13 protein-coding genes and 1 pseudogene are annotated in these 19333 nt (G+C 50.5%); 3 read left to right on the forward strand and 11 right to left on the reverse strand.

The annotated features are described in order from the left end of the window. The first annotated feature begins 45 nt into the window (after positions 1-45). Positions 46-1074, forward strand: coding sequence for a LacI family DNA-binding transcriptional regulator (locus AEAE_RS05560; RefSeq protein WP_094690170.1), 1029 nt, complete (start codon positions 46-48; stop codon positions 1072-1074). A gap of 30 nt (positions 1075-1104) precedes the next feature. Here the strand turns inward: AEAE_RS05560 and AEAE_RS05565 are convergent, their stop codons facing one another. From AEAE_RS05565 to AEAE_RS05585, 5 genes and pseudogenes are all read right to left on the reverse strand, one after another. Beyond that, positions 1105-1830 (reverse strand): YesL family protein, encoded by a 726-nt coding sequence (locus AEAE_RS05565; RefSeq protein WP_094690171.1) that lies wholly within the window; start codon positions 1828-1830, stop codon positions 1105-1107. Between the two features lie 92 nt (positions 1831-1922). Beyond that, positions 1923-3443, reverse strand: a complete 1521-nt coding sequence (locus AEAE_RS05570; RefSeq protein WP_094690172.1) for an MFS transporter — start codon at positions 3441-3443, stop codon at positions 1923-1925. 60 nt (positions 3444-3503) lie between these two features. Next, complete coding sequence (locus tag AEAE_RS05575; RefSeq protein ID WP_094690173.1) at positions 3504-5369, reverse strand: sialate O-acetylesterase; 1866 nt, start codon at positions 5367-5369, stop codon at positions 3504-3506. A 9-nt stretch (positions 5370-5378) separates the two neighbouring features. Then, positions 5379-7211: an alpha-glucuronidase gene (locus AEAE_RS05580; protein WP_244569653.1), complete on the reverse strand. Its 1833-nt coding sequence runs from the start codon at positions 7209-7211 to the stop codon at positions 5379-5381. Between the two features lie 191 nt (positions 7212-7402). After that, positions 7403-7675, reverse strand: a pseudogene (locus AEAE_RS05585) (carbohydrate ABC transporter permease); the annotation flags it as partial. A gap of 245 nt (positions 7676-7920) precedes the next feature. Here AEAE_RS05585 and AEAE_RS05590 point away from each other — a divergent pair. Then, positions 7921-8730: a TetR/AcrR family transcriptional regulator gene (locus AEAE_RS05590; RefSeq protein WP_158520538.1), complete on the forward strand. Its 810-nt coding sequence runs from the start codon at positions 7921-7923 to the stop codon at positions 8728-8730. A 209-nt stretch (positions 8731-8939) separates the two neighbouring features. Here AEAE_RS05590 and AEAE_RS05595 read toward each other — a convergent pair whose 3' ends face one another. From AEAE_RS05595 to AEAE_RS05615, 5 genes are all read right to left on the reverse strand, one after another. Further along, a complete protein-coding gene (locus AEAE_RS05595) occupies positions 8940-10676 on the reverse strand; it encodes an ABC transporter substrate-binding protein (RefSeq protein WP_218841002.1) in 1737 nt (578 codons plus the stop codon). Positions 10677-10958: 282 nt separating this feature from the next. After that, positions 10959-11984: a carbohydrate ABC transporter permease gene (locus tag AEAE_RS05600; RefSeq protein ID WP_244569654.1), complete on the reverse strand. Its 1026-nt coding sequence runs from the start codon at positions 11982-11984 to the stop codon at positions 10959-10961. A 17-nt stretch (positions 11985-12001) separates the two neighbouring features. Continuing rightward, positions 12002-13096 (reverse strand): ABC transporter permease, encoded by a 1095-nt coding sequence (locus AEAE_RS05605; RefSeq protein WP_244569655.1) that lies wholly within the window; start codon positions 13094-13096, stop codon positions 12002-12004. A gap of 262 nt (positions 13097-13358) precedes the next feature. Next, complete coding sequence (locus AEAE_RS05610) at positions 13359-15098, reverse strand: extracellular solute-binding protein (protein ID WP_094690175.1); 1740 nt, start codon at positions 15096-15098, stop codon at positions 13359-13361. Positions 15099-15466: 368 nt separating this feature from the next. Continuing rightward, on the reverse strand, positions 15467-16108 hold the full coding sequence (locus AEAE_RS05615) for a YesL family protein (protein WP_158520540.1): 642 nt from the start codon (positions 16106-16108) through the stop codon (positions 15467-15469). Between the two features lie 218 nt (positions 16109-16326). Here AEAE_RS05615 and AEAE_RS05620 point away from each other — a divergent pair, with 218 nt between their 5' ends. Further along, a complete protein-coding gene (locus AEAE_RS05620) occupies positions 16327-18063 on the forward strand; it encodes a type 2 periplasmic-binding domain-containing protein (protein ID WP_148139980.1) in 1737 nt (578 codons plus the stop codon). A 138-nt stretch (positions 18064-18201) separates the two neighbouring features. On the opposite strand, the gene AEAE_RS05625 is transcribed toward AEAE_RS05620, so the two are convergent. Then, positions 18202-19230: a LacI family DNA-binding transcriptional regulator gene (locus AEAE_RS05625; protein WP_158520541.1), complete on the reverse strand. Its 1029-nt coding sequence runs from the start codon at positions 19228-19230 to the stop codon at positions 18202-18204. Between the last annotated feature and the right edge of the window lie 103 nt (positions 19231-19333).

Consider the following 19333-nt stretch of genomic DNA (forward strand, 5'->3'; position numbering starts at 1 on the left):
TCACCACACACGAATCAGAAACGGAAACTTTCGGGAGTGCACATCATGGCTCAACAGACAAGCGCACATAATCAACATCTCACTCTGGCCGACATCGCCCGCCAGACCAACTATTCCATCTCTACCGTCTCCAAAGTGCTCAATGACCAAAGCGATATCTCTCCTGAAGCAAAAGAAAGAGTTAATGCAGTACTCACCGCTTCAGGCTATAGGCGCAAATCACGCCAACACCGCCACCAAGAGTTTATTGATATCGTCTTCTCCTCTTTCTCCAACCTCTGGGCCTTCGAAGTAGTAAAAGGCGCTCTCAACACGGCTTCGCAGCATGATATTCGCATCACCATCACCGAATCGGGAGACCGCAACCACCCCGCAGAAAACTGGGCAAGTGACCTCGTCCGCCGCCACCCTCTCGGAGCAGTGCTCGTCTTCTCCCACCTCAGCACACGAGAACGAGAAGAACTCGACAAAAACGACATATTCTATTCCATCTTTGACCCTTCCGGTGAACCAGAACCGCAAGATTTCTCCGTCCGAGCAGACAACTGGAATGGCGGCATGCTCGCTGCTCGTCACCTCGCTGACCTCGGCCATCAGCGCATTGCCATGATCACCGGGCCAGAAGTAATGCTGAGCGCTCGTGCTCGCACAGAGGGCTTCATTGCCGCTCTCGCTGACCGCAACATCAGCTTTAATCCCGCCTTGAAACGAGAAGGGGACTTCACCATGGTTTCAGGCCTCAGAGAAGGCCTCGAACTGCTGAATTTGCCTGCACAAGAGAGACCAACAGCCATCTTCGCTGGCAACGACCTGCAAGCGATGGGAGTGTATGAAGCTGCTCGTCAAGTTGGATTACGCATCCCTCAAGATCTCTCCGTTGTCGGCTTTGACGACTTGCAAACCTCATCCTTCATGAATCCGCCGTTGACAACCATCAGCCAGCCTCTTCAGCAGATGGCAGGAATTGCAACACAGATGGTGATTAACCGTGCTAATCATGAGCATTCAGATATGCATGTTGTTCTCCCCACCAGCTTGATAGAGCGCGAATCTACTGCTCGTCCTCAGAACTAAGCGAACACTGAGGAAAGGCGAAACTGCTCCTCAGCACTTGTGGGGCCAGCCCTCACTACTCTTCCTCGCTGCTTTCTTCTGATCTTTCTTCTGAGCTTTCTTCGCATCAATGTCAGGCTCATTCACATGAACATCCATGCCAGGAATGCGTCCATAACAATAAGTGGACAGCACAATGAGGAATACAGGAATGGAGAAGCCAAAAGCAGGAATCAAACCTGGCCACTGCCACGCAAACCACCACGTAGCAGCATAAATGAGAAGGACAATAAAACTATTCTTCACCCGAACCACAGCCATCATGGCCGCATACTTGATCACCCACCATGCCGACTGCTCAAAGTTCGCCTGGATCACTCCCACTAAACTGAGAAAAATACCATAAAGGAAATTGACGAGCAGCAGGCCTCCGGAAACACCGATTCCTACCACACCTACCGGGTTATTTTGGACGATCCAGTATTCCCACACAAGAAACAGCCAAACAGCAAACACCGGGTAACCGACGAAGTTAGCACTCTTCAAATTGAGCTTCCATGCTTCATGGAAAGTGTTCCACGTGCGCTTCACCGTCCAGTGCCGGTCACTCACGTCGAGAGCCCACGTGCGAAAAGTAGAATACAGACCGGCAATCGAGGGGAAGAAACCGACAACAACAGCTCCCATCAGCGTGTGAACGAGAAAAGCTATATGAGCGATGAAGAGTGTGAGCACAACTTTGCACACAAACTCATAACCTTCTGCTAGTCGATGCATGGTATACCCCAACTCGTGTGTACGTCTCTGTATTCGCTACTTTCAGCCTAACTACGAATTCACGGGACGCGGCAACAAGGCGGAAAGGTTGCCTATTGTTGCCAGCACTGCTCGTAGGCAACACCCGTCATCTTTTCTATGGTGTGGCGCACTTGAGGGTCAATATCTGTGGCAACACCACCTTCTTGGCGTCGTTTAATTTCTTGAAGCACCAGATTGTCAGTGTTCCTGTTAATCACCAGTGTGCGAGAAGCGAGCCAGCCCACTAGCACGCACAAGGCATAGATACCGAGGAAGAGAGCCCCAAGCGCGATGTGAGCACTCTGAGTTTGCACGCGATGGGTAGCATCAAAACCACTGAAAGAAAGTACCCCGCCGATCAGCAGAGAGCACAGCCCGCCTGCCGATTGACGGATAAAAGTCTGCGCGCCCAAGAACGTTGCTGACCGATATCTCATGGTGACAATCTGGTCAATATCAGCCATATAGGGGAAAACTGCCCAAGGAATGTAGTTGGTCAAAGCTTTACAAGAGAGCATCCACAACGAACCAGCAACCGTAAAAATAACCCATATCACTGTGTGTGAATACTGTGCCGTTGCCCACAACAGAGCAAACCAGATGAGGCCAATAACACTCGCCGAATAGTTCAGCGCATAGAGCTTACGCGGGCCTTGCTTGACCATAATACGAGCAAAAACCGGCATAAGTGGAAGGGAAATAATAGTGCACGACAGCAGAAGCGAGCCGAAAGCAGCAGTCTTATTCCAGTTATAAATCACGAAGAACATGAACAGCTGGCTGAAGGTATCCTGCGAAACCATACACAACACATACGTGACGAGATGCTTGCGAAATTCCGCGATTTTCACAGTAGAAGCATACTCGCGAAGCATTTTCCTACATCGGCGCGCCCATCCGGAAAAGCCAACGCGAATAGGGACGTAATCTGGGTGTTCAAAAGCTGAAAACCCCGCTTGCGAAGGGGTCATTTCCCACGTTGCTTTCCAACACAAGAAAACAGCAACAGCAAAAGCAAGAGTCATACCCATGGCAAACCACATGTAGCCATCCGGCTTTTCCTCTCCGGCATAGCTCAGTACCACACCCCCAAGCAAAGGAATTCCCGTACTCGCTGCGGTTGCTGTGAAAAGCCGAGCAGTTGACAGCTGAGTACGCTCGTTAAAATCAGCTGTCATCTCTCCGGGAAGAGCACCGTAAGCAGTGGCAAAAATCTGAACGAGTGCGATCCACAGCACATAAGCACAGGCATAGGCCCACGCAGATAAGCCAGGAATCCACAAAAGGGTTCCGATAAAAATCCCTGGCACTGTAACAAAGAGAAAGAGACGACGACGCCCAAACCTGCGCCCGATGGCGAAGCGATAGAAGTTATCGTCGAGCACACCGAAGCCGAGAGCGACAAACGCGCTGACAATAGCACTCAAGCCCAGCACTGTCTGGCTAAAACTAATATTCAGCCCACAAAATTTGTTCCAGTACAGGGATAAATACGTGGAAACCAGAGCGCCCTGCCCTCCTGCATAGAAGTCTCCCAAACCGTAGCCGATGGCAGAAAGCATGGTCACTTGGTGTGAACGAGGTCGTCTCATCTCACTTCTTCTTTAACCTGCCAGTGGTCCCACAATTGCACGTTCCGACGCATATGTACCTCAATCCACACGAATTTCAAAAGGACTTGCCAGCAAACCCTCACTATTTACCAACGCTATTCCCGGAGCTTCTGACCACAAAAAGCGCAGCAGATCCCCATGTTTCACGTGAAAATCAGCAGGCAGAGCAACATACAAGGAGCAAGAAGAAGAAACCGCTGCATCAAACCTCTTCCACCCTTCAGGGCGACAAATCTCCACACTCAAAGCAGCCTTCGCAACAAGCCCTTGCCCCACATGAGTAAAGAAAATCTGAATCCCCTCATCTGTGAGTTCAGCATGAGAAACCAGAGGCCCCATCGCCTCTGCACCACTCACATCCTTCATCGCCAACGCTGCTCGCGCCGCACGGTAACCAATCGTCTTCTTATCCACAGGGTGAAGATCATTGTTCTCACCGACGTCATAACAGGTCACCATAGCCGTATGATCCATACTCAACAGGCGACGCTGCTCATCACGCAAACGTGCCCACCCATCAGCCTCAAAAGCAATGTTGGGCAATTGAACCTCGATAAAGGGGCAAGAAGGATCAGCAAAAACTTCTCTCCAACTCTGCACGAGCAGCATCATCTTCGCTGCATACCCCTCAGGAGTGCGAGTGGCATTTGTTTCACCCTGGTAATACACAATCCCTGTAATGCTCATCCCCTGCAAAGGTGCGATCATGGCGTTATAGCAGGAAGAGGGAACGTTATAGAGGAAGAACTGCTGAGGAGCAGGCTCAACACTCACACTGCGCTTGTACTTCCACTGCACAGTATTCAGGTCAACGAGAACCTCTTCCCCACTGTCAGTAACAAGGCTGAGAGTTCGCTCTTTCCCCTCAGCAAAGCCACCACAACGCTCACCATCAATACACAAACGAATAGCTATCGTCATCGTTTCCGCGAGCTTGTCAATCCCATAATCACGCGGAGGGTAACGATACCCGGTTTCTCCCACTGTGATCCCATTGACGAAAACAACATCCTGATCAACAAGCGTACCCAAGTGAAGCATTCCCCGCTTCCCTACAGCATGCTGAGGAATGCTGACTTGCGTTCTCACCCACACAACTCCCGCATCAGCAAACTCAGGGTTATGCCAATTGAGCGCTTCAAGCCCAGAACTGTTCCACGTGAAGTCATCACAGTCAGCAGAACTCCACCCCTCCTTCAGCCCAGCGTCATACTGATCAACCAATGCCAACCATGCACGACTTGCCTTCTCATACACCTCATGAGACGCTTTCGCATAACCTGGCTGCGCATATTGCTCCGCCCACTGAGGAAAATAACCTAAACGCTCCAACCTGCCACGATCAATCCACGTCTCCACAGGCGTCCCACCAATCGCAGTTTCAATCAGAGCAAGAGGAACATCACTGGCCTTCCTCATATACTGCGCAAAAAAGAAACCAACACCCGACTCATGAGAAATATCATCCTTGCCTACACTCACCCACTGGCAGCGTGGAAGGCAGCTCTTCGGCCCATCACAAGCTTGAGCCTCCTCAATCCGCAAATAACGAACCTGAGAATCACTCGCCTGTTCGAACTCCTCCCCGAAACGCGACTCTAATCTCCCAGTCCACAATTGCATATTTGACTGACCGCCGAGCAGCCACACATCACCAAAGAGAATGTCGCGGTAAACGCTGCTCTCTTCACCGCTATCGACCCGCAGGATGTGAGGGCCTCCTGCTGCATGCGCAGGAAGGGTGAGTGAGAAACGCCCTTCTTCATCGCTCATGACGTCGTCAACAAGGGCATCGTCGAGCCAGAGGCCTATCTCTTGTTCAGCTTGCGCTTTTCCTGAGATTATCAGCGCTTTGTCTCGTTGAATGATTGCATTATTGGCAAGCCATTGAGGCTGGATATACATAGCTACTCCTTAGGAGTATAGAGAACGTCCTTGTTCGTCGGCGATGCCACTGAGTCTCCAGAAGAAGGTGTTGATCTGGTCTCGCCAGTTGATTGCGTTCGCCTTCTGTCTGCGAAGGCGTTCAGCAACGTTTTCCCAGTCTAGTGGCTCTATATCGCCTTGGATGCTATTCCACTCATCTACGAATTTTTCGACTTCTTCCACACCAGCGAAGTGGGTGTTGTAGATGTGTTGGATCACTGTTTCACCAGAATGGAGGCGATAGGTGTAGTTCACGTGGTGGAAGAAGAGGAGAAGTTCATCAGGAGTTGTTTCTGGCTTTTCCAAGGAGGAATAGAGGGATGGATATTGGCCGACGAACCCTGTTCCTGTTGCACTCGTGCGGTCGACGCCGACTCCATCGCGGTCGGCGTAGTGATAGGTTCCCCACCGGTCAAACTCATAATCGTCAGGTCCAGGCCCGTAATGCCCGTTTCGGTTGACCATGAAGCCCACTCCCAGAGGAGCACAGTAATCTTCGTAGGCCTTATTTGAGCGGTTGAGGATCGACTCGATCACTTGCTTGGTTGCTGTTGTCGAGTTTTCGAAGCTCAAACCTACCCATTCATGGGCAATCTCCTGCGATGTCAGGCTCTTGCTCCAGCAGAAGCGAGCATAACCGTAGAGGTTTGCTTGGGCGAGGGTATTTCCTGTCCAATTCTCATCCATCCCCACATTGGAGATGGCGGCAAAACCAGTGAACTGCGGCTGTCTGGCAACACGTGGTAAGCGTTCACGAATGCTTCCTTCTGGGCTTTGCCATGATGCCATACCAATCCATTGTGGCAGTACGTAGTTCACATCGATCTGGTGGCCGAGGTATTCCGCAGTAATTTCAAACTCCATGATGAGGTTTGTTTTCTGCATGCGCGCCAGAAGTGGGCTGAGTGGCTCTCGCGTTTGGAAATCGATAGGGCCAAACTTCACTTGGAGCACAGCATTGTCGTCAAACTTTCCGTCGAGTGCAGCGAAGTTGTCGAATGCTGCTCGAGCTCGGTCTACGCTACGATCTCGCCAGTCGGTGTGTGAGTTATAGACGAAAGCTCGCCAGATGACGATGCCGTGGTGAGGTGCGAGTACTCGAGCAAAGAGATTAGCACCGTCGGCATGGTCTCTGCCATATTGATAAGGCCCTGGTTCTCCTTCAGAATCTGCTTTGACAACGAACCCACCGAAATCAGGGATGACTTCATAGATGTGGTCGACCACCTTTTTCCACCATGCGATTACTTTTTTGTCGCACGGATCAGAGGTTGTGAGGTTGCCGATTACTTTGGGTGCTGCAAAGTTCACAGATAAGAAGCTCTTGATTCCAAACGAGCTGAAGATGCGTGTTATCTCAGCAATTCTCTGAAGGTACGGTTCCACAATGAACCGTGTAGCATATGAGCGAACATTGACGTTGTTCAAGCTGATGGCGTTGATTCCCACAGATGCAAGGAAGCGCGCATAGTCGCGAATTCGAGATATGTCACCGCGAAAAACATCTGCTGCGCTGCGCTCAGGAAAGTCGAAGAACTCTGCATGAACGTTGCTTCCCCATCGTCCGTAGAAGATGGATTCTCCTGCATACCCTCGTTCAACCGAGCCATCTGCTTGATCCCACTGGTTGATCATTCTCAGTTTTTGGTCAGGGATTTCGGTGTGGCTGTGCTCGGCTTTGAGGCCAACATCGCGCAGCCAAGCATAGAAACCGTATAGTAACCCCCTCGTCGAGGAACTTTCGATACAAACATTTCCATCCTGTGCTACGTCAATGGAGAAGCCTTCTTCGTCCAGGCAGCTGCGAACATCGCATACCAAAGTGACTGTCGGTTGAGTGCTCTGGGGAGCGGAAGTTACCAGTGGCAGATGGAGCCACTGCGCTATTTCACTGCGCAAACGCACAGATACAGCATCTTCGCTAACCCCGATCAGTTCTATGTGAAACACTCGGTTGGATAATGTCTGAGAAAGCCAAGCTTGGTTCAGCCACATCGAATATCCCATTATTATCAGCCTTTCACTGCGCCGACCATGACGCCCTTTTCAAAGTACTTCTGAAGGAATGGATAAATGACAAGCAGTGGCAGCGTTGCCACAATAATCACTCCATACTTAATCTGATCAGCAAACTGCTGTGCTTCCACACCGCTGAGAGCAGAATCCTGACCCATTTGATTGGTCTGGTTTGCCAACAGAATCTGTTGTAGCACATTCTGCAATGGCAGCTTATCTTGTTCGTTGACGTAGATCAGGCCTGTGAAGTAGTCATTCCAGTGGCCGATTCACTGTAAGCCCGTGAAAAATCACCGTTTTCAACGTTGCTTCTTGTTGCCACACACATTGCTTGCATATTTTGGCAACAACTTTTCTGTAACGATCGCAGAAAATCTCTTTTTCCTGTTTTCCCAATCTTCTGCCCGCAAAACTGCGTATGTATCGAAAATTTCGTTTTCTTATCGATTCCCTTGTCAATAAAGCCCCAGATCTGCTTTATACTGGAAGTAGACAAAGATGTAGGAGAACAACAATGAAAGTTGCAGCATGGGAAGCGTTCCGCACCAGCGAGAACCGCAATAGCCCTGTTCAGTCCACCTTCTCTTCACAAGCATCCCCGGCACGAAAAACCTTGCCTGCTGCAGAAAAGATTTTTTCTGGTAAGAAGCGCATGAATCCAGACGATCGCAGAGCTGAGATCGTCCGTGCGGCCACTGATGTGATCAGCGAAAAAGGCTTCCAGGCAATGAGCATGCAAAATGTTGCTGACCGCGTGGGCCTCACCGAATCTGCTCTCTACCATTACATCCACACGAAGTCCGACCTTCTTGACCTCGTTCTCCGCTCTTCCTATGATTCTCCCGAGGCAGACGAGTTCATCTACGGCCAGAGTGCTGGCGTAGATTGCGATGGTCACATCGTCTACTATTTCCCTCGCTTCTGCGTCAACAACATCGTCTACAACCTTCACCGTCCGCAACTGGTAAAGCTCTTCTCCCTGCTCAACGCTGAAGCTTTGAACATTGAGCACCCGGCTCATGAATTCTTCCACGAGCGTTCGGCAAAGCATTGGTCGTACATCTCCACCCTGCCGTGGGTCACTCCTGATTTCTATGACACTCGCCGTTTCAAGCATCTGTGGATGCTGTGCATGTCTGCAATGGATGGCTTGCAATATCGCTGGTTGATGGATAGCAATTCCGACTTGCTGGAAGAGTGGCTTGCCTTCTCCGAGGAGCTTTTCCCCGAATCTCTGTGGGGTGAGCTTCTCGACCCGTCACTCTACCACGATGAGAAGGGCTGCTTGCTCCCCTACACGCAAGCTCAGCAGTCTCACCATTAATTCGTTGGCCACCACTCACCTACCCTGCAAGATTTTCACCGCACCATTGTCACCGCAAGGTTTTACTTGGCAACAGGCAACAAAAGAGGGGCGATAGGAAAACCTATCGCCCCTCTTCACGCTGATAATCTTCAGCTGTGCACTCAAAGCCGAGTAAGTAACACTCTATTCTCAGCAATTACAGTTCTGAGCGCTCAGACTTCAGACTCTCACTTCGCAGCTTCAGCAACCTTCTTCGACATCGCCATATGCTCGTTGATAGCGGCATAGTCGAACTTCTGGATATCCTTGAAGCCGAAGCCATCAGCCTTCGTCGTCATCTCTTTGATCTCTTTATCAAACTCGGACTGCGAGTTGGCAAGAGCTGCCTTCCAGGAAGCAGCGATGACGGCAGAGTTGATCTGAGTGCGCCTTGCCGACTGTGCAGAATTCTCTTCTGGAGCAGAGTATGGGACACCAGCCTGAACCATCACCATCTTGTGCTTGTTCAAGTACTCGAACTCCGTCTTAGCACCGTCCATATGCTTCGACCAGTCGCTGAGCAGCGGGTTCGTCTTCTTCAGCTCACTTGGCCACAAGAAGGAGTTATAAGTTTGCTTCGTTTCTGGGTCAATATCGTTTGGTGCGATTGTTGGGAAGTTCAAAGCGCAAATGCCATCAGCATAGATGCCGCCACCCCACTGGGCTGGAACTTCCACACCTTCCGAGGCGAACTGGACCTTCTCGCCAAATTCAGAGAGAACAGGCTGACCATCCTTCATTTCCCACGTCAAGCCCTTCGGGCCAGCAGTAGTACCGTTGCTGGAGGCATAAACGCCTTCTGGAGAGTAAAGCCAGTTGATAATCTTGACCAAACGCTGCTTATTCTTTGCCTTCGAGCCAATTCCAATGAAGTAGCTCAAATCGCCTTCGTTAATGAAGCCCTGGGAGTACGGACGCATGGTCTGCAAAGGAGCGAGAGCGAAACCAACACCCTTTGCCTTACGCTCGCCAGAATTGAAGCTCGGCTTACCCAAGAAGGAGAACGGAGAGAGCAGAACCTTACCGTTGGTCACCTTGTCGTGAAGCTTGTCCCAGTTTTGAGAGGAAGAATCGGGGTCAACCAAGCCCATCGTTTGAGCCTTGTGCAGCCAGGCGAGAATCTTTTGGTAAATGCCGTCCTTGGTCAGAACAGTCTGCTCGTCGGTTCCGTCAGCCTTGAGGAAGGCCGAACCCTGATTAGCATAGCCAAACCATGCGGCCATGTGCTGAACGAAGGCCATACCTGAGCCATCCCAATCCTTGAACATGGAGATGGCGTAAACCTTGTCGTCCTTTTGATCCTTGCGGGCGATGTCCTGCATCTGCTTGAGAACGTCAAGGAACTGGTCCATATCCTTGATCTCAGGGTAGCCAGCCTCACGGTAGTAATCCCAACGAATGTAAGGCTCATCCTGCGGCTCAACGCCTTCCGACGGCTTGGTTGGCGAGGAGGTGGACACACCCATTCCCAGGCCCCATACGCCGTTCTTGCCTGCGATCTTGGCGAGCGCGTCAGACGACTTCTTGAACTTCTTGATGTTATCCATTCCCTTGAGGTAAGGGGTCATGTCGGAAATCAGGCCTGCTTTGACGAGCTTCTTCATGCGTCCGCCACCCGTCGTGGTAATCACGATGTCACCAAGATTGCCAGCAGCAGAGCGCGTATCGAAGAGCGTTTCACCGCCACCTGCGACGTTAGGAGCAATGATGTTGAGCTTGACGTTGAACTTATCCTTAAAGATCTTTGCAGCCCAGCCCTTTTGGATACCTTGGTAGTTGGCTCGGCTATCAAAAACGTCAACAGTGATGAGCTTGCCATCATCCTTGGTGTTCACTGCTTCACTACTTGATGCGCCACAGCCTGCGAGTGCCAGCGACACGACAGTCATCAGGCCGACAACACCTGAGAACTTCTTGAACTTCATCTCTTATCCCCTTCCAAAGATCAACTCTGATCCTTGTTTGCGTGGCCACGATTGGAGTAACCACACTGTCACGCTTGCGTGCCTGATAACAGAATAGCATTAATTTATAGAGTTATAAATAAGATTTCAAAAGTTTTTCTCCCGCTTTTTGTTTTCGCACTATTATCCTTGTCATTCCGCCGTTTCTCCAGATTGTCAGCACGAAAAAGGCGCACTGAAAACCAGTGCGCCTTCGCGATAGCTTTTTCAATTATTCCGTTAAGGGGAAACGGGGAATACCTATCAGCCCTTCACAGCGCCGAGGGTCATGCCCTTGACGAAGTAGCGCTGGAAGAATGGATAGACGAACAGAATTGGCAGAACAACGATCACTGCAATCGTCATACGAATAGACGTTGGAGTCTGCTGCGTTGCCAACGCTGCCACGTTAACAGCTGAACCAGCGGAGGCACGAACCTGAGCAGCAAGGGCGCTGGCCTGGTTTAGATACTGGTACAGCAAGTACTGAAGGGAGTACAGCTTCGAATCAGTGATGTAGATCAAGGTATCCTGGAAGGAATTCCACTGGCCCACAGCCGAGAAGATTGCCACGGTTGCCAGAATCGGCTGGCACATAGGAAGAATGATCTTTCTAAAGATCATGAACGTTCCTGCACCATCCACCTCTGCTGCTTCTTGCAAGGAGGCTGGAATCGACTCGATGTACGTCTTGACCAAAATGATGTTGAATGGCTGGACAATTGCTGGGATGACGTACACCCAGAAGGTGTTGGTCAAGCCCAAGTTACGCATGGTGATGAATGCTGGAATCAAACCTGCGTTGAAGTACATCGTGACGATGACGAAACGGTACCAGAACTTACGATGCCACATCTGCTGCTGAGTGAACATGAAGCCCAGGAATGCAGAGGCGATAACCGTCAGAGCAGTGCCGATAACGGTACGGCCGAGAGACACCATTGCGGAAGTGCCCAAGCCGTCGAGAGCAAACACCTTGGAGTAGTTGTCAAAGTGCAGGCCCTCAATCCACCAGTTGATCTTGCCCGATGCAGACAGCTGATTATTGGAAACGGAGTTGATAATCAGGTAGTAGAACGGGTAGAAGCACAGGAAGGTAAAGATGGCGAAGAAGAGAATGTTGAAAATGTTATAAACATTCTCACCCTTACTATGCTGGCGAATGCGCTGATTCGGGTCCGAAGGATGCTGTGGGGCACCTTCCTTGAGCTTCTTCAGCTTCTTATGCACATTGTTGTTCTTGATAGAAGATTTCATGGTGACCTTATTCGTTGCTGTTGCTGTCGTCATTTTCCTCACCCCTTCTATCAGAAGATTGATGTGCCACGGACGCGCTTAGCCAGCGTATTAACCAGCCACAGCAAGACGACCGAGACGAGAGACTTCAACATGGAGATTGCAGTTGCCAGCGAGAGGCTGTTGTTGCCCATACCAATGTTGTACACGTACAGATCCAACACCTGAATGTGTTCCTGGTTGAATGCGTTCTGGAACACGAAGTACTGATCCATACCGTTGTTGAGGAAGTTGGAAACGCTCAACATCAACAGAACGATGTAGGTAGGCATCAGCTGCGGGATAGTGATGTGAATGGTCTGCTGCCAGCGGTTTGCACCATCCACCTGTGCTGCTTCATACAGCTCTGGATCAATGCCAGAAAGTGCTGCCAAGTAGAGGATTGCGCCCCAACCCAGGCCCTTCCATGTGCTCCACAGAAGCATCTTGATCCAAATATGTTCACCGGAATCGAGGAAGCGAACTGGCTTAGAGATGAAGTGCAGGTCCTGAAGGACGGTGTTCACCATGCCGGAGCTGGAGAAGAGTGCGAATGCAATTGCGTAAACCAGAACCCAGGAAATGAAGTTTGGCAGGGTGGTCAACGTCTGAATGATGTTGCGGAACCACTTGGAACGAATCTCATTCAAAGCAATTGCGAAGGCAACTGGGAAGAACGAGGTCAAAATGCCCAAACCAGAAATGCCGAAGGTGTTGAGAAGCACTTGACCAATGGTCTTGAGCTGAGTCGGGTTCGACCACAGCATGTGGAACCACTGGAAACCGACGAATTCCGATTCAGAGAGTGGAACAGGTGGCTGATAATCATAGAATGCGTAAACCCAGCCAAACAGTGGGTAGTAAGCGAACAGAACAACGAGAATCAGAAATGGAACCGTCATGAGCCACATCATGAAGCCATGGCGTTTGTCAGGAGTCCATCCTTTCTTCTTACCGAGATTGCTGCCCTGTTTCGGGTCGTTCGCGTTGAGTGCAGATTCGTCCGGTTGTGCTGTAGCGGCCATAGCTGCTTGCAACACACTCATTTGAGTGCGCGGAGCGGCAACTGCCACCGTGCTCGAGCCGGTTTCTCCGGAGCCCTTCCTGGAGCCGTGCTTTAATGCCATTTCTATTCCCTCCGTTGAGGAAATGTGACAATCTACGTCACGCTCGTCGTAACGTATATCACCACATCGTGATTCAGAGCGTCCTGCAACGCTGCAGGTCTCTCCCCCTTAGTTCCACAATAAACTCGAGATAATCTCTTGTCAATAGAGTTATAAATAAGGGGATCAGTGCAGTGCTGCCCGCCTCGATCCCCTTATGTGATACTTGTGAGCTTAACCGTTTAAGCTATTGATGTCAAACAGCTCCTATGGAGCCATTCACTCACTTATGGGTTTTCTCATACTCTTTGACAACCTCGTCGCACACCTTGGTATGAGCATCAATAGCGTCATAATCCGCCTTCTTGATCTCATCAAAGCCCATACCTTGCGCCTTCTCGATCATATCCTTGATGTGCTTATCAAACTCAGAATCAGAGTTAGAAAGAGCAGCCTTCCACGAGTTCGCAACAACAGCAGTGTTAATCTGGCTGCGCTGAGCAGTGAGCTTCGAGTCCTCAACAGGAGCAGTGAATGGAGCACCAGGCTGAAGAATAACCTTGTCCGTCTTCACCAAGTAATCCATATCGGTCTTGGCGTTTTCCATATGAGAACGCCAATCTTCCAAAAGCGCATTTGTACGCTTCAACTCCGAAGGCCACAAACCTGGGTTATAGGCCTGCTTAGTCTCCGGGTTAATAGCGGCAGGAGCAACAGGAACAAAGTTCAACTGCTGACTGCCTTCCTGCCAGGTGCCACCACCCCATTCGGCTGGAATCTTCACTTTGGATGAATCATCAGCAACAGCGCGGCCAAGCTTAGTGAGGACTGGCTCGCCATCCTTCATTTCCCACGTCAAGCCCTTCGGGCCAGCAGTGTACTGAGAAATATCATTCACACCTTCTGGGGAGTACAGCCAGTTGATGAACTTCACCAAGCGCTGCTTATTCTTTGCCTTAGCACCCAGCGCAATAGCAAAATTGACATCACCAGCAGGGCGGAAACCAGTAGCATAAGCCTTCATACCCTCCAAAGGAGCAATCATAAAGCCAACACCCTTGGCCATGTTTGCCTTGGTGTTTTGGCGCGGCTTACCCAAGTAATTCCAAATAGACATCAACACAAGGCCATCTTGAACCTTGGTACCCAAGTTATCCCACGACTGTGTCGACGACTCCGGGTCAACAATTCCCGCCATTTGAGCCTTGTGGACGAAGTTGAGCATCTTTTGATAGATGCCATCCTTGTCCAGAACTGTGGACTTATCTGTACCATCAGCCAAAGCAAAGGCAGAGCCTTGAGGATTGTACCCATACCAGCCAGTCAAGCCTTGAACATTGCTCATGAAGGCACCATCCCAATCCTTGAACAGGGAGATGGCATAGATATTGTTCTTACCAGTATCCTGGCGAGCGCGATCCTGCATCTTCTTTAACACGTCAATAAAGGCATCCAAATTCGGAATTTTCGGATAGCCGATTTCCTTGTAATAATCCCAACGGATGTAAGGAGAGTAATCTGGCTCAACAGCTTCTGGCTTACGAGGATCCATTCCAGCGGCAGTCTGGTGAGCAAAGCCCCAAATGCCCTTCTTTCCAGCAATTTCAGCCAGAGCGTCAGAAGAGGCTTTGTTGTGCTTGAGCCACTTCATTCCGTCCATATACGGTGTCATATCAGCAATAAGGCCAGATTTCACCAGTTTAGACAGGCGACCATTGCCCGTCGAGGTGATGACGATATCACCCAAGTTGCCTGCTGCTGAGCGAGTATCAAAGAGGGTATCGCCGCCACCTGCAATGTTCGGAGCAATAATGTTCAGTTCGATGTTGAATTTATCCTTGATAATCTTGGCAAACCAACCCTTTTGCATACCTTGGTAGTTTGCCCGCTGGTCGAAAACATCAACCTTCATCAGCTTGCCATCATCCGACTTATCAACGGGAGCGCCCGCTGAACCACAGCCAGCGAGAATAAGAGCACTTGAGGCAAGGGCAGCTACAAGAGCCTTTTTCACATTGTTCATTCCAAACCCCTTACATTTCTCGAGAGGTCTACACTGACCTCTCTCACATTGAAACGTAACATTTCGCCGGGGTGAAGTGAACAGTTTTTCAAGAACTCGAAAATTTCAAAATCGTTGCAATTATTGAACTTTTATGATATTGTTAAAGGCTTTAACTAATTGGTTTTGGCCTGTTGAGCAACACCCTTCAATCGCTCTCATATTAATGAACTGCTTCTCTTGAGATTATCACTACCCATTTTCTACCGCTGAGCGATGTCGACGTTTGCCATGAGCCAGATATCTTGGCTCGACACTCCTCGCCGGAATCGCTCCTCGTTGGCATCACCCCTCGTTGGAATCACTCTCGTCCGCATCGCTCATTTGTATTACTGAACTGCGTTGATATAGGTAGGCTTTTCTTCCGGATGTTCAACCCTTCTAAAAGCAGCAAGCAAAATCAACGTTTTCGCATACACAACCCACGAGAAGCCAAACACCAAGAACAACACGAGGAAAATCTTGGAGAAATAAGCCAGCGTAATAACAGCAATATCAATAGCGAGCAATGCCAAAGATGTTTTTTGCTGTTGCCAGCCAATCCCCAATGCCAACTTCCACAACTGACCCCACTTGTTGTCGTAACGAACTTGGAGGGGGAAGAACCATTCCATGGTGATAATCTCAAAGGCTGCGAAGAAGAGAATGATGACCAAAGCGATATAGGAGCCAGGAACAGGCATCTGAACCCAAAAAGCCAAGCCAAAAGCGATGAGTGCGCCAACGGCAAGGAAAATCAAGCCGCCGAAAAACGCATACTTCCATTCACGCACCCACCGGCGGAAATACTCGCGTACCAGCGGGATATCCTCATGGTCGTTGTAAGCAAAAATAGTGCTAAACAACGCGGCAACGCTCGGGCCCAACGTGACCAGAGGAATGCACGTGAGCACAAAAACGACATTGAGAGCAATGAAGCGCCACAAGGTGTCAAGGAAGCGAAGAATGGGGCTATTCGGGTTGAAATGCATATTGCGATAGTACAACAGTCTGCTGCCTGTGAGCTGAGAGAACACTGAGACGGGCACATGTGAAATGAGAAAAGGCATCGCTAGGGAACTGAGAAGGAACCCATTGACAGCAGTTACTTAACCGGTTAATATCACTCAGTAAAGGGGCAACGACGCCTCTGCCGTTTTCAGTGATGAAAATCGGCATCATGCTGGGAATCAGCGGTGAAAGGATCAATATGAAGCACATTCGCACAAGTGCGGCGATCGGTGCAGTTCTCGCTCTAAGCTTGGGCTTAACCGGTTGCGGATCGTCAGCCCAGGAAACAGTCACCACCAAAGATAACGGCGAACTCATCACCATCGACTTCTTCGACAGCTTGGCCAACAAGGCAGGAACTCAAAAAGGGTGGTTTGCCAAAGTCGTCAAGGACAAATTCAACATCAAACTCAACATCATTTCCCCTATCGTCGCCGGTGGTGGCGATACCTTGTTCGACACCCGCGCTGCAGCTGGCAATCTCGGTGACGTCATCGTAACCAGCAGCCAAAAGATGACTAAACTCATCAAGGCAAAGCTCGTCTCCGATATGACTCCTTACCTCAAGGATGCGCCCCACCTCACCAAATTCGAGGACGCGGCTAAGGCTGTCAACGACGTAATCGGCCAAAAGAGTGGCATTTGGGCTTACCCACAGTCAGTAGCAGACGGCGATCCAACGCAATCTTCCGCAGCAGTCGACCCTGACAACGCGCCTTACATCCGGTGGGATTACTACCGTGAGATCGGCTACCCAGAAATTAAGAACCTCGACGATTACATCGATGTGCTCAAGAAGATGCAGGATAAAGCTCGCCAGGATACTGGTCAGAACGACATCTACGCCATTACCTTGTTCAAAGATTGGGATGACACCCTTCTTCGTCAAGCCTCTGATTTCGCGCAAATGTTTGGCTATGCTCGCCACCACAATGTATTCTTCAAGCCAGAAGGTGGCAAGGCAGAAACCCCGATTGACAAGAACGGCATCTACCAAAAGATGCTGAACTTCCTGTTCAAAGCCAATCAAGCAGGAATCATTGACCCAGAATCGCCTTCGCAAAACTGGGACAAGTTCACCCAGAAAATTACCGACGGCAAAGCTCTCTCCTCGTTCAACTCCTACGTCAATTGGACGCAGAACACACCAGCTAACGCAGAAAAAGGCATCGGCATGTTCCTCGCCCCACTGCAGAACATGAGCCCGTTCTCCACTGGCTTCCGCCCAACTGGCGACCCTGGTGCAGTAATCGCCTTGGGCTCCAAAGCCAAGCACAAGCAGCGCTTGGTAAAGTTTATTGATTGGCTGTACTCCTCTGAATACACGTACATCACCACGTCGAACACCGCAGGCCCAACTGACCTCGCTTGGAAGAAGAATGATAAAGGCGAGCCATACCTCACCGACTTTGGCGAGAAGGCTGTTTTCTCTGCAACAGGGCTCAACATGCCTGCTAGCTGGGGTGGCGGCAGCTTCGTTGACGGCGGATCTGCCATCAACTTCCCAGCAATCAATTCCAACTCCATCGACCCCGATACGAAGGAATCGTACAACCCGCGTGTGTGGAAGACGCAGCTTGCCAAGCCAATGGACAAGGTAACGGCTGATTGGTCTGAGCATATGGATGGCGCGAAAACTACAATGCAGTACCTGACGAAGACGAACCGCAGCACTGTTGCTCCTGGTTCAAGCTTCTCTCCTGTTGAAGCGCCGTCAGCTTTGCAAGTGCTGATGGGCCAGATTGATTCCAAGATTATTTCTCACTCGTGGAAGGCTGTGATGGCGAAGAACCAGGCTGAATACGACAAGGAAATTGATGCCATGATCTCGGAAGCTCAAGGTTTGGGCTACGACAAGGTTGAGAAGTTTGACCAAGAGCAAGCAGCCAATTGGCAGAAGGCGATGAAGCAAGTCGCTGATAAGTATGCCAAGTAGGAACGATCCTGAGCTCGGTAGGGCTTACTAGAGCTTGCTAAGGCTCAAGATTGCCACCGCGCTGAAACACAAGTGCCTCACGGTTTTCCCGTGAGGCACTTTTCGTATGTTGAAGAAACACCAGCAAATATCACACCATCAAGCATGATGAGGGGTAACTGTCGACGAGCGCACCATCAAGGTATAAGGCTTTTCTTTTTGAGAAGGAGCTTCGTGCCCATCGATCAGAGCCAACAGCATCTGTGTGACGCGCTCACCCGCGTTGACAACATCGCGATACATCGATGTCAAGGCTGGAGAAACCGTCGAGCATAGAACAGAGTCATCCCAGCTGACCAGCGACATATCGCGAGGAATGGAAAAGCCATTTTTGCGCAAGGCCACCAGGCCTGCCAAAGCCATCACATCATTGTCGTAGATTATTGCAGTTGGCCGCTCATAGCGAGTCAACAATTCAAGTGTGGCGGCCGTACCGCCTTCCGATGTGTAATCAGTAGCGATTGAGGTGTACTGAATGCCCTGCTGCTCGCACATGTTCTTGAGGGCTTTCTCGCGGATTTGCGTGTGAGAGAGGTTTTCGGGGCCACTGATGTGAGCGATGCTCTTATGCCCCAGTTGTGTTAGGTGTTCGAGCACCATTGAGCAGGCTTGAACGTCGTCGCTAAATAGCGTTGGTAGGTGTGGCACCATGGAGGGGTCAGCAAGGGCGACAACAGGAAAGTCAGGATGGTCGACAAGAACGCTGAAGCGTGCGTCGTGAGCTTCGACGTTGGTCAGGATCATACCGTCGACTGCTCCTGAGGCAATCCATTGTTCGATGACGGGTACTTCTGCTTGAGCGGTTGATGCTCTGCGCAGTACGAGAGAGTAGTTGTTTTTCTCGCATTCTTGGGTGACGCCAGCGATCAGGCGCATGAAGTAGGGTTCGACTGCTGCTAATGAGGGGTCGCCGTCGAGAATGAGGCCGATGCTGCGTGATTTTGCTGCGGAGAGGCTCTGCGCTGCTCGGTTGGGTTGCCAGCCGAGGTTGTGTGCTGTTTGCAGGATCTTGTCTCGTGTTTCTGGGGAGACCCCTGGCCTTCCGTTGAGGGCATAGGAGACCGCAGAGTTCGATACGCCTGCAGCTCGTGCCACGTCAGCAATCGTGATTTTTCTGCGGTCTTCCATGTTTCCTCGTTTCTCGGCGCCTCTGTGCGCCGCCTGTTGTACTAAAAAATTAGCACAATAGCTGCGCTTGTGTGTGCTCGTATGCATAAGGGCGTGCAGATTC

Source organism: Aeriscardovia aeriphila (assembly GCF_002259595.1).
GTDB classification, from domain to species: Bacteria; Actinomycetota; Actinomycetes; order Actinomycetales; family Bifidobacteriaceae; genus Aeriscardovia; species Aeriscardovia aeriphila.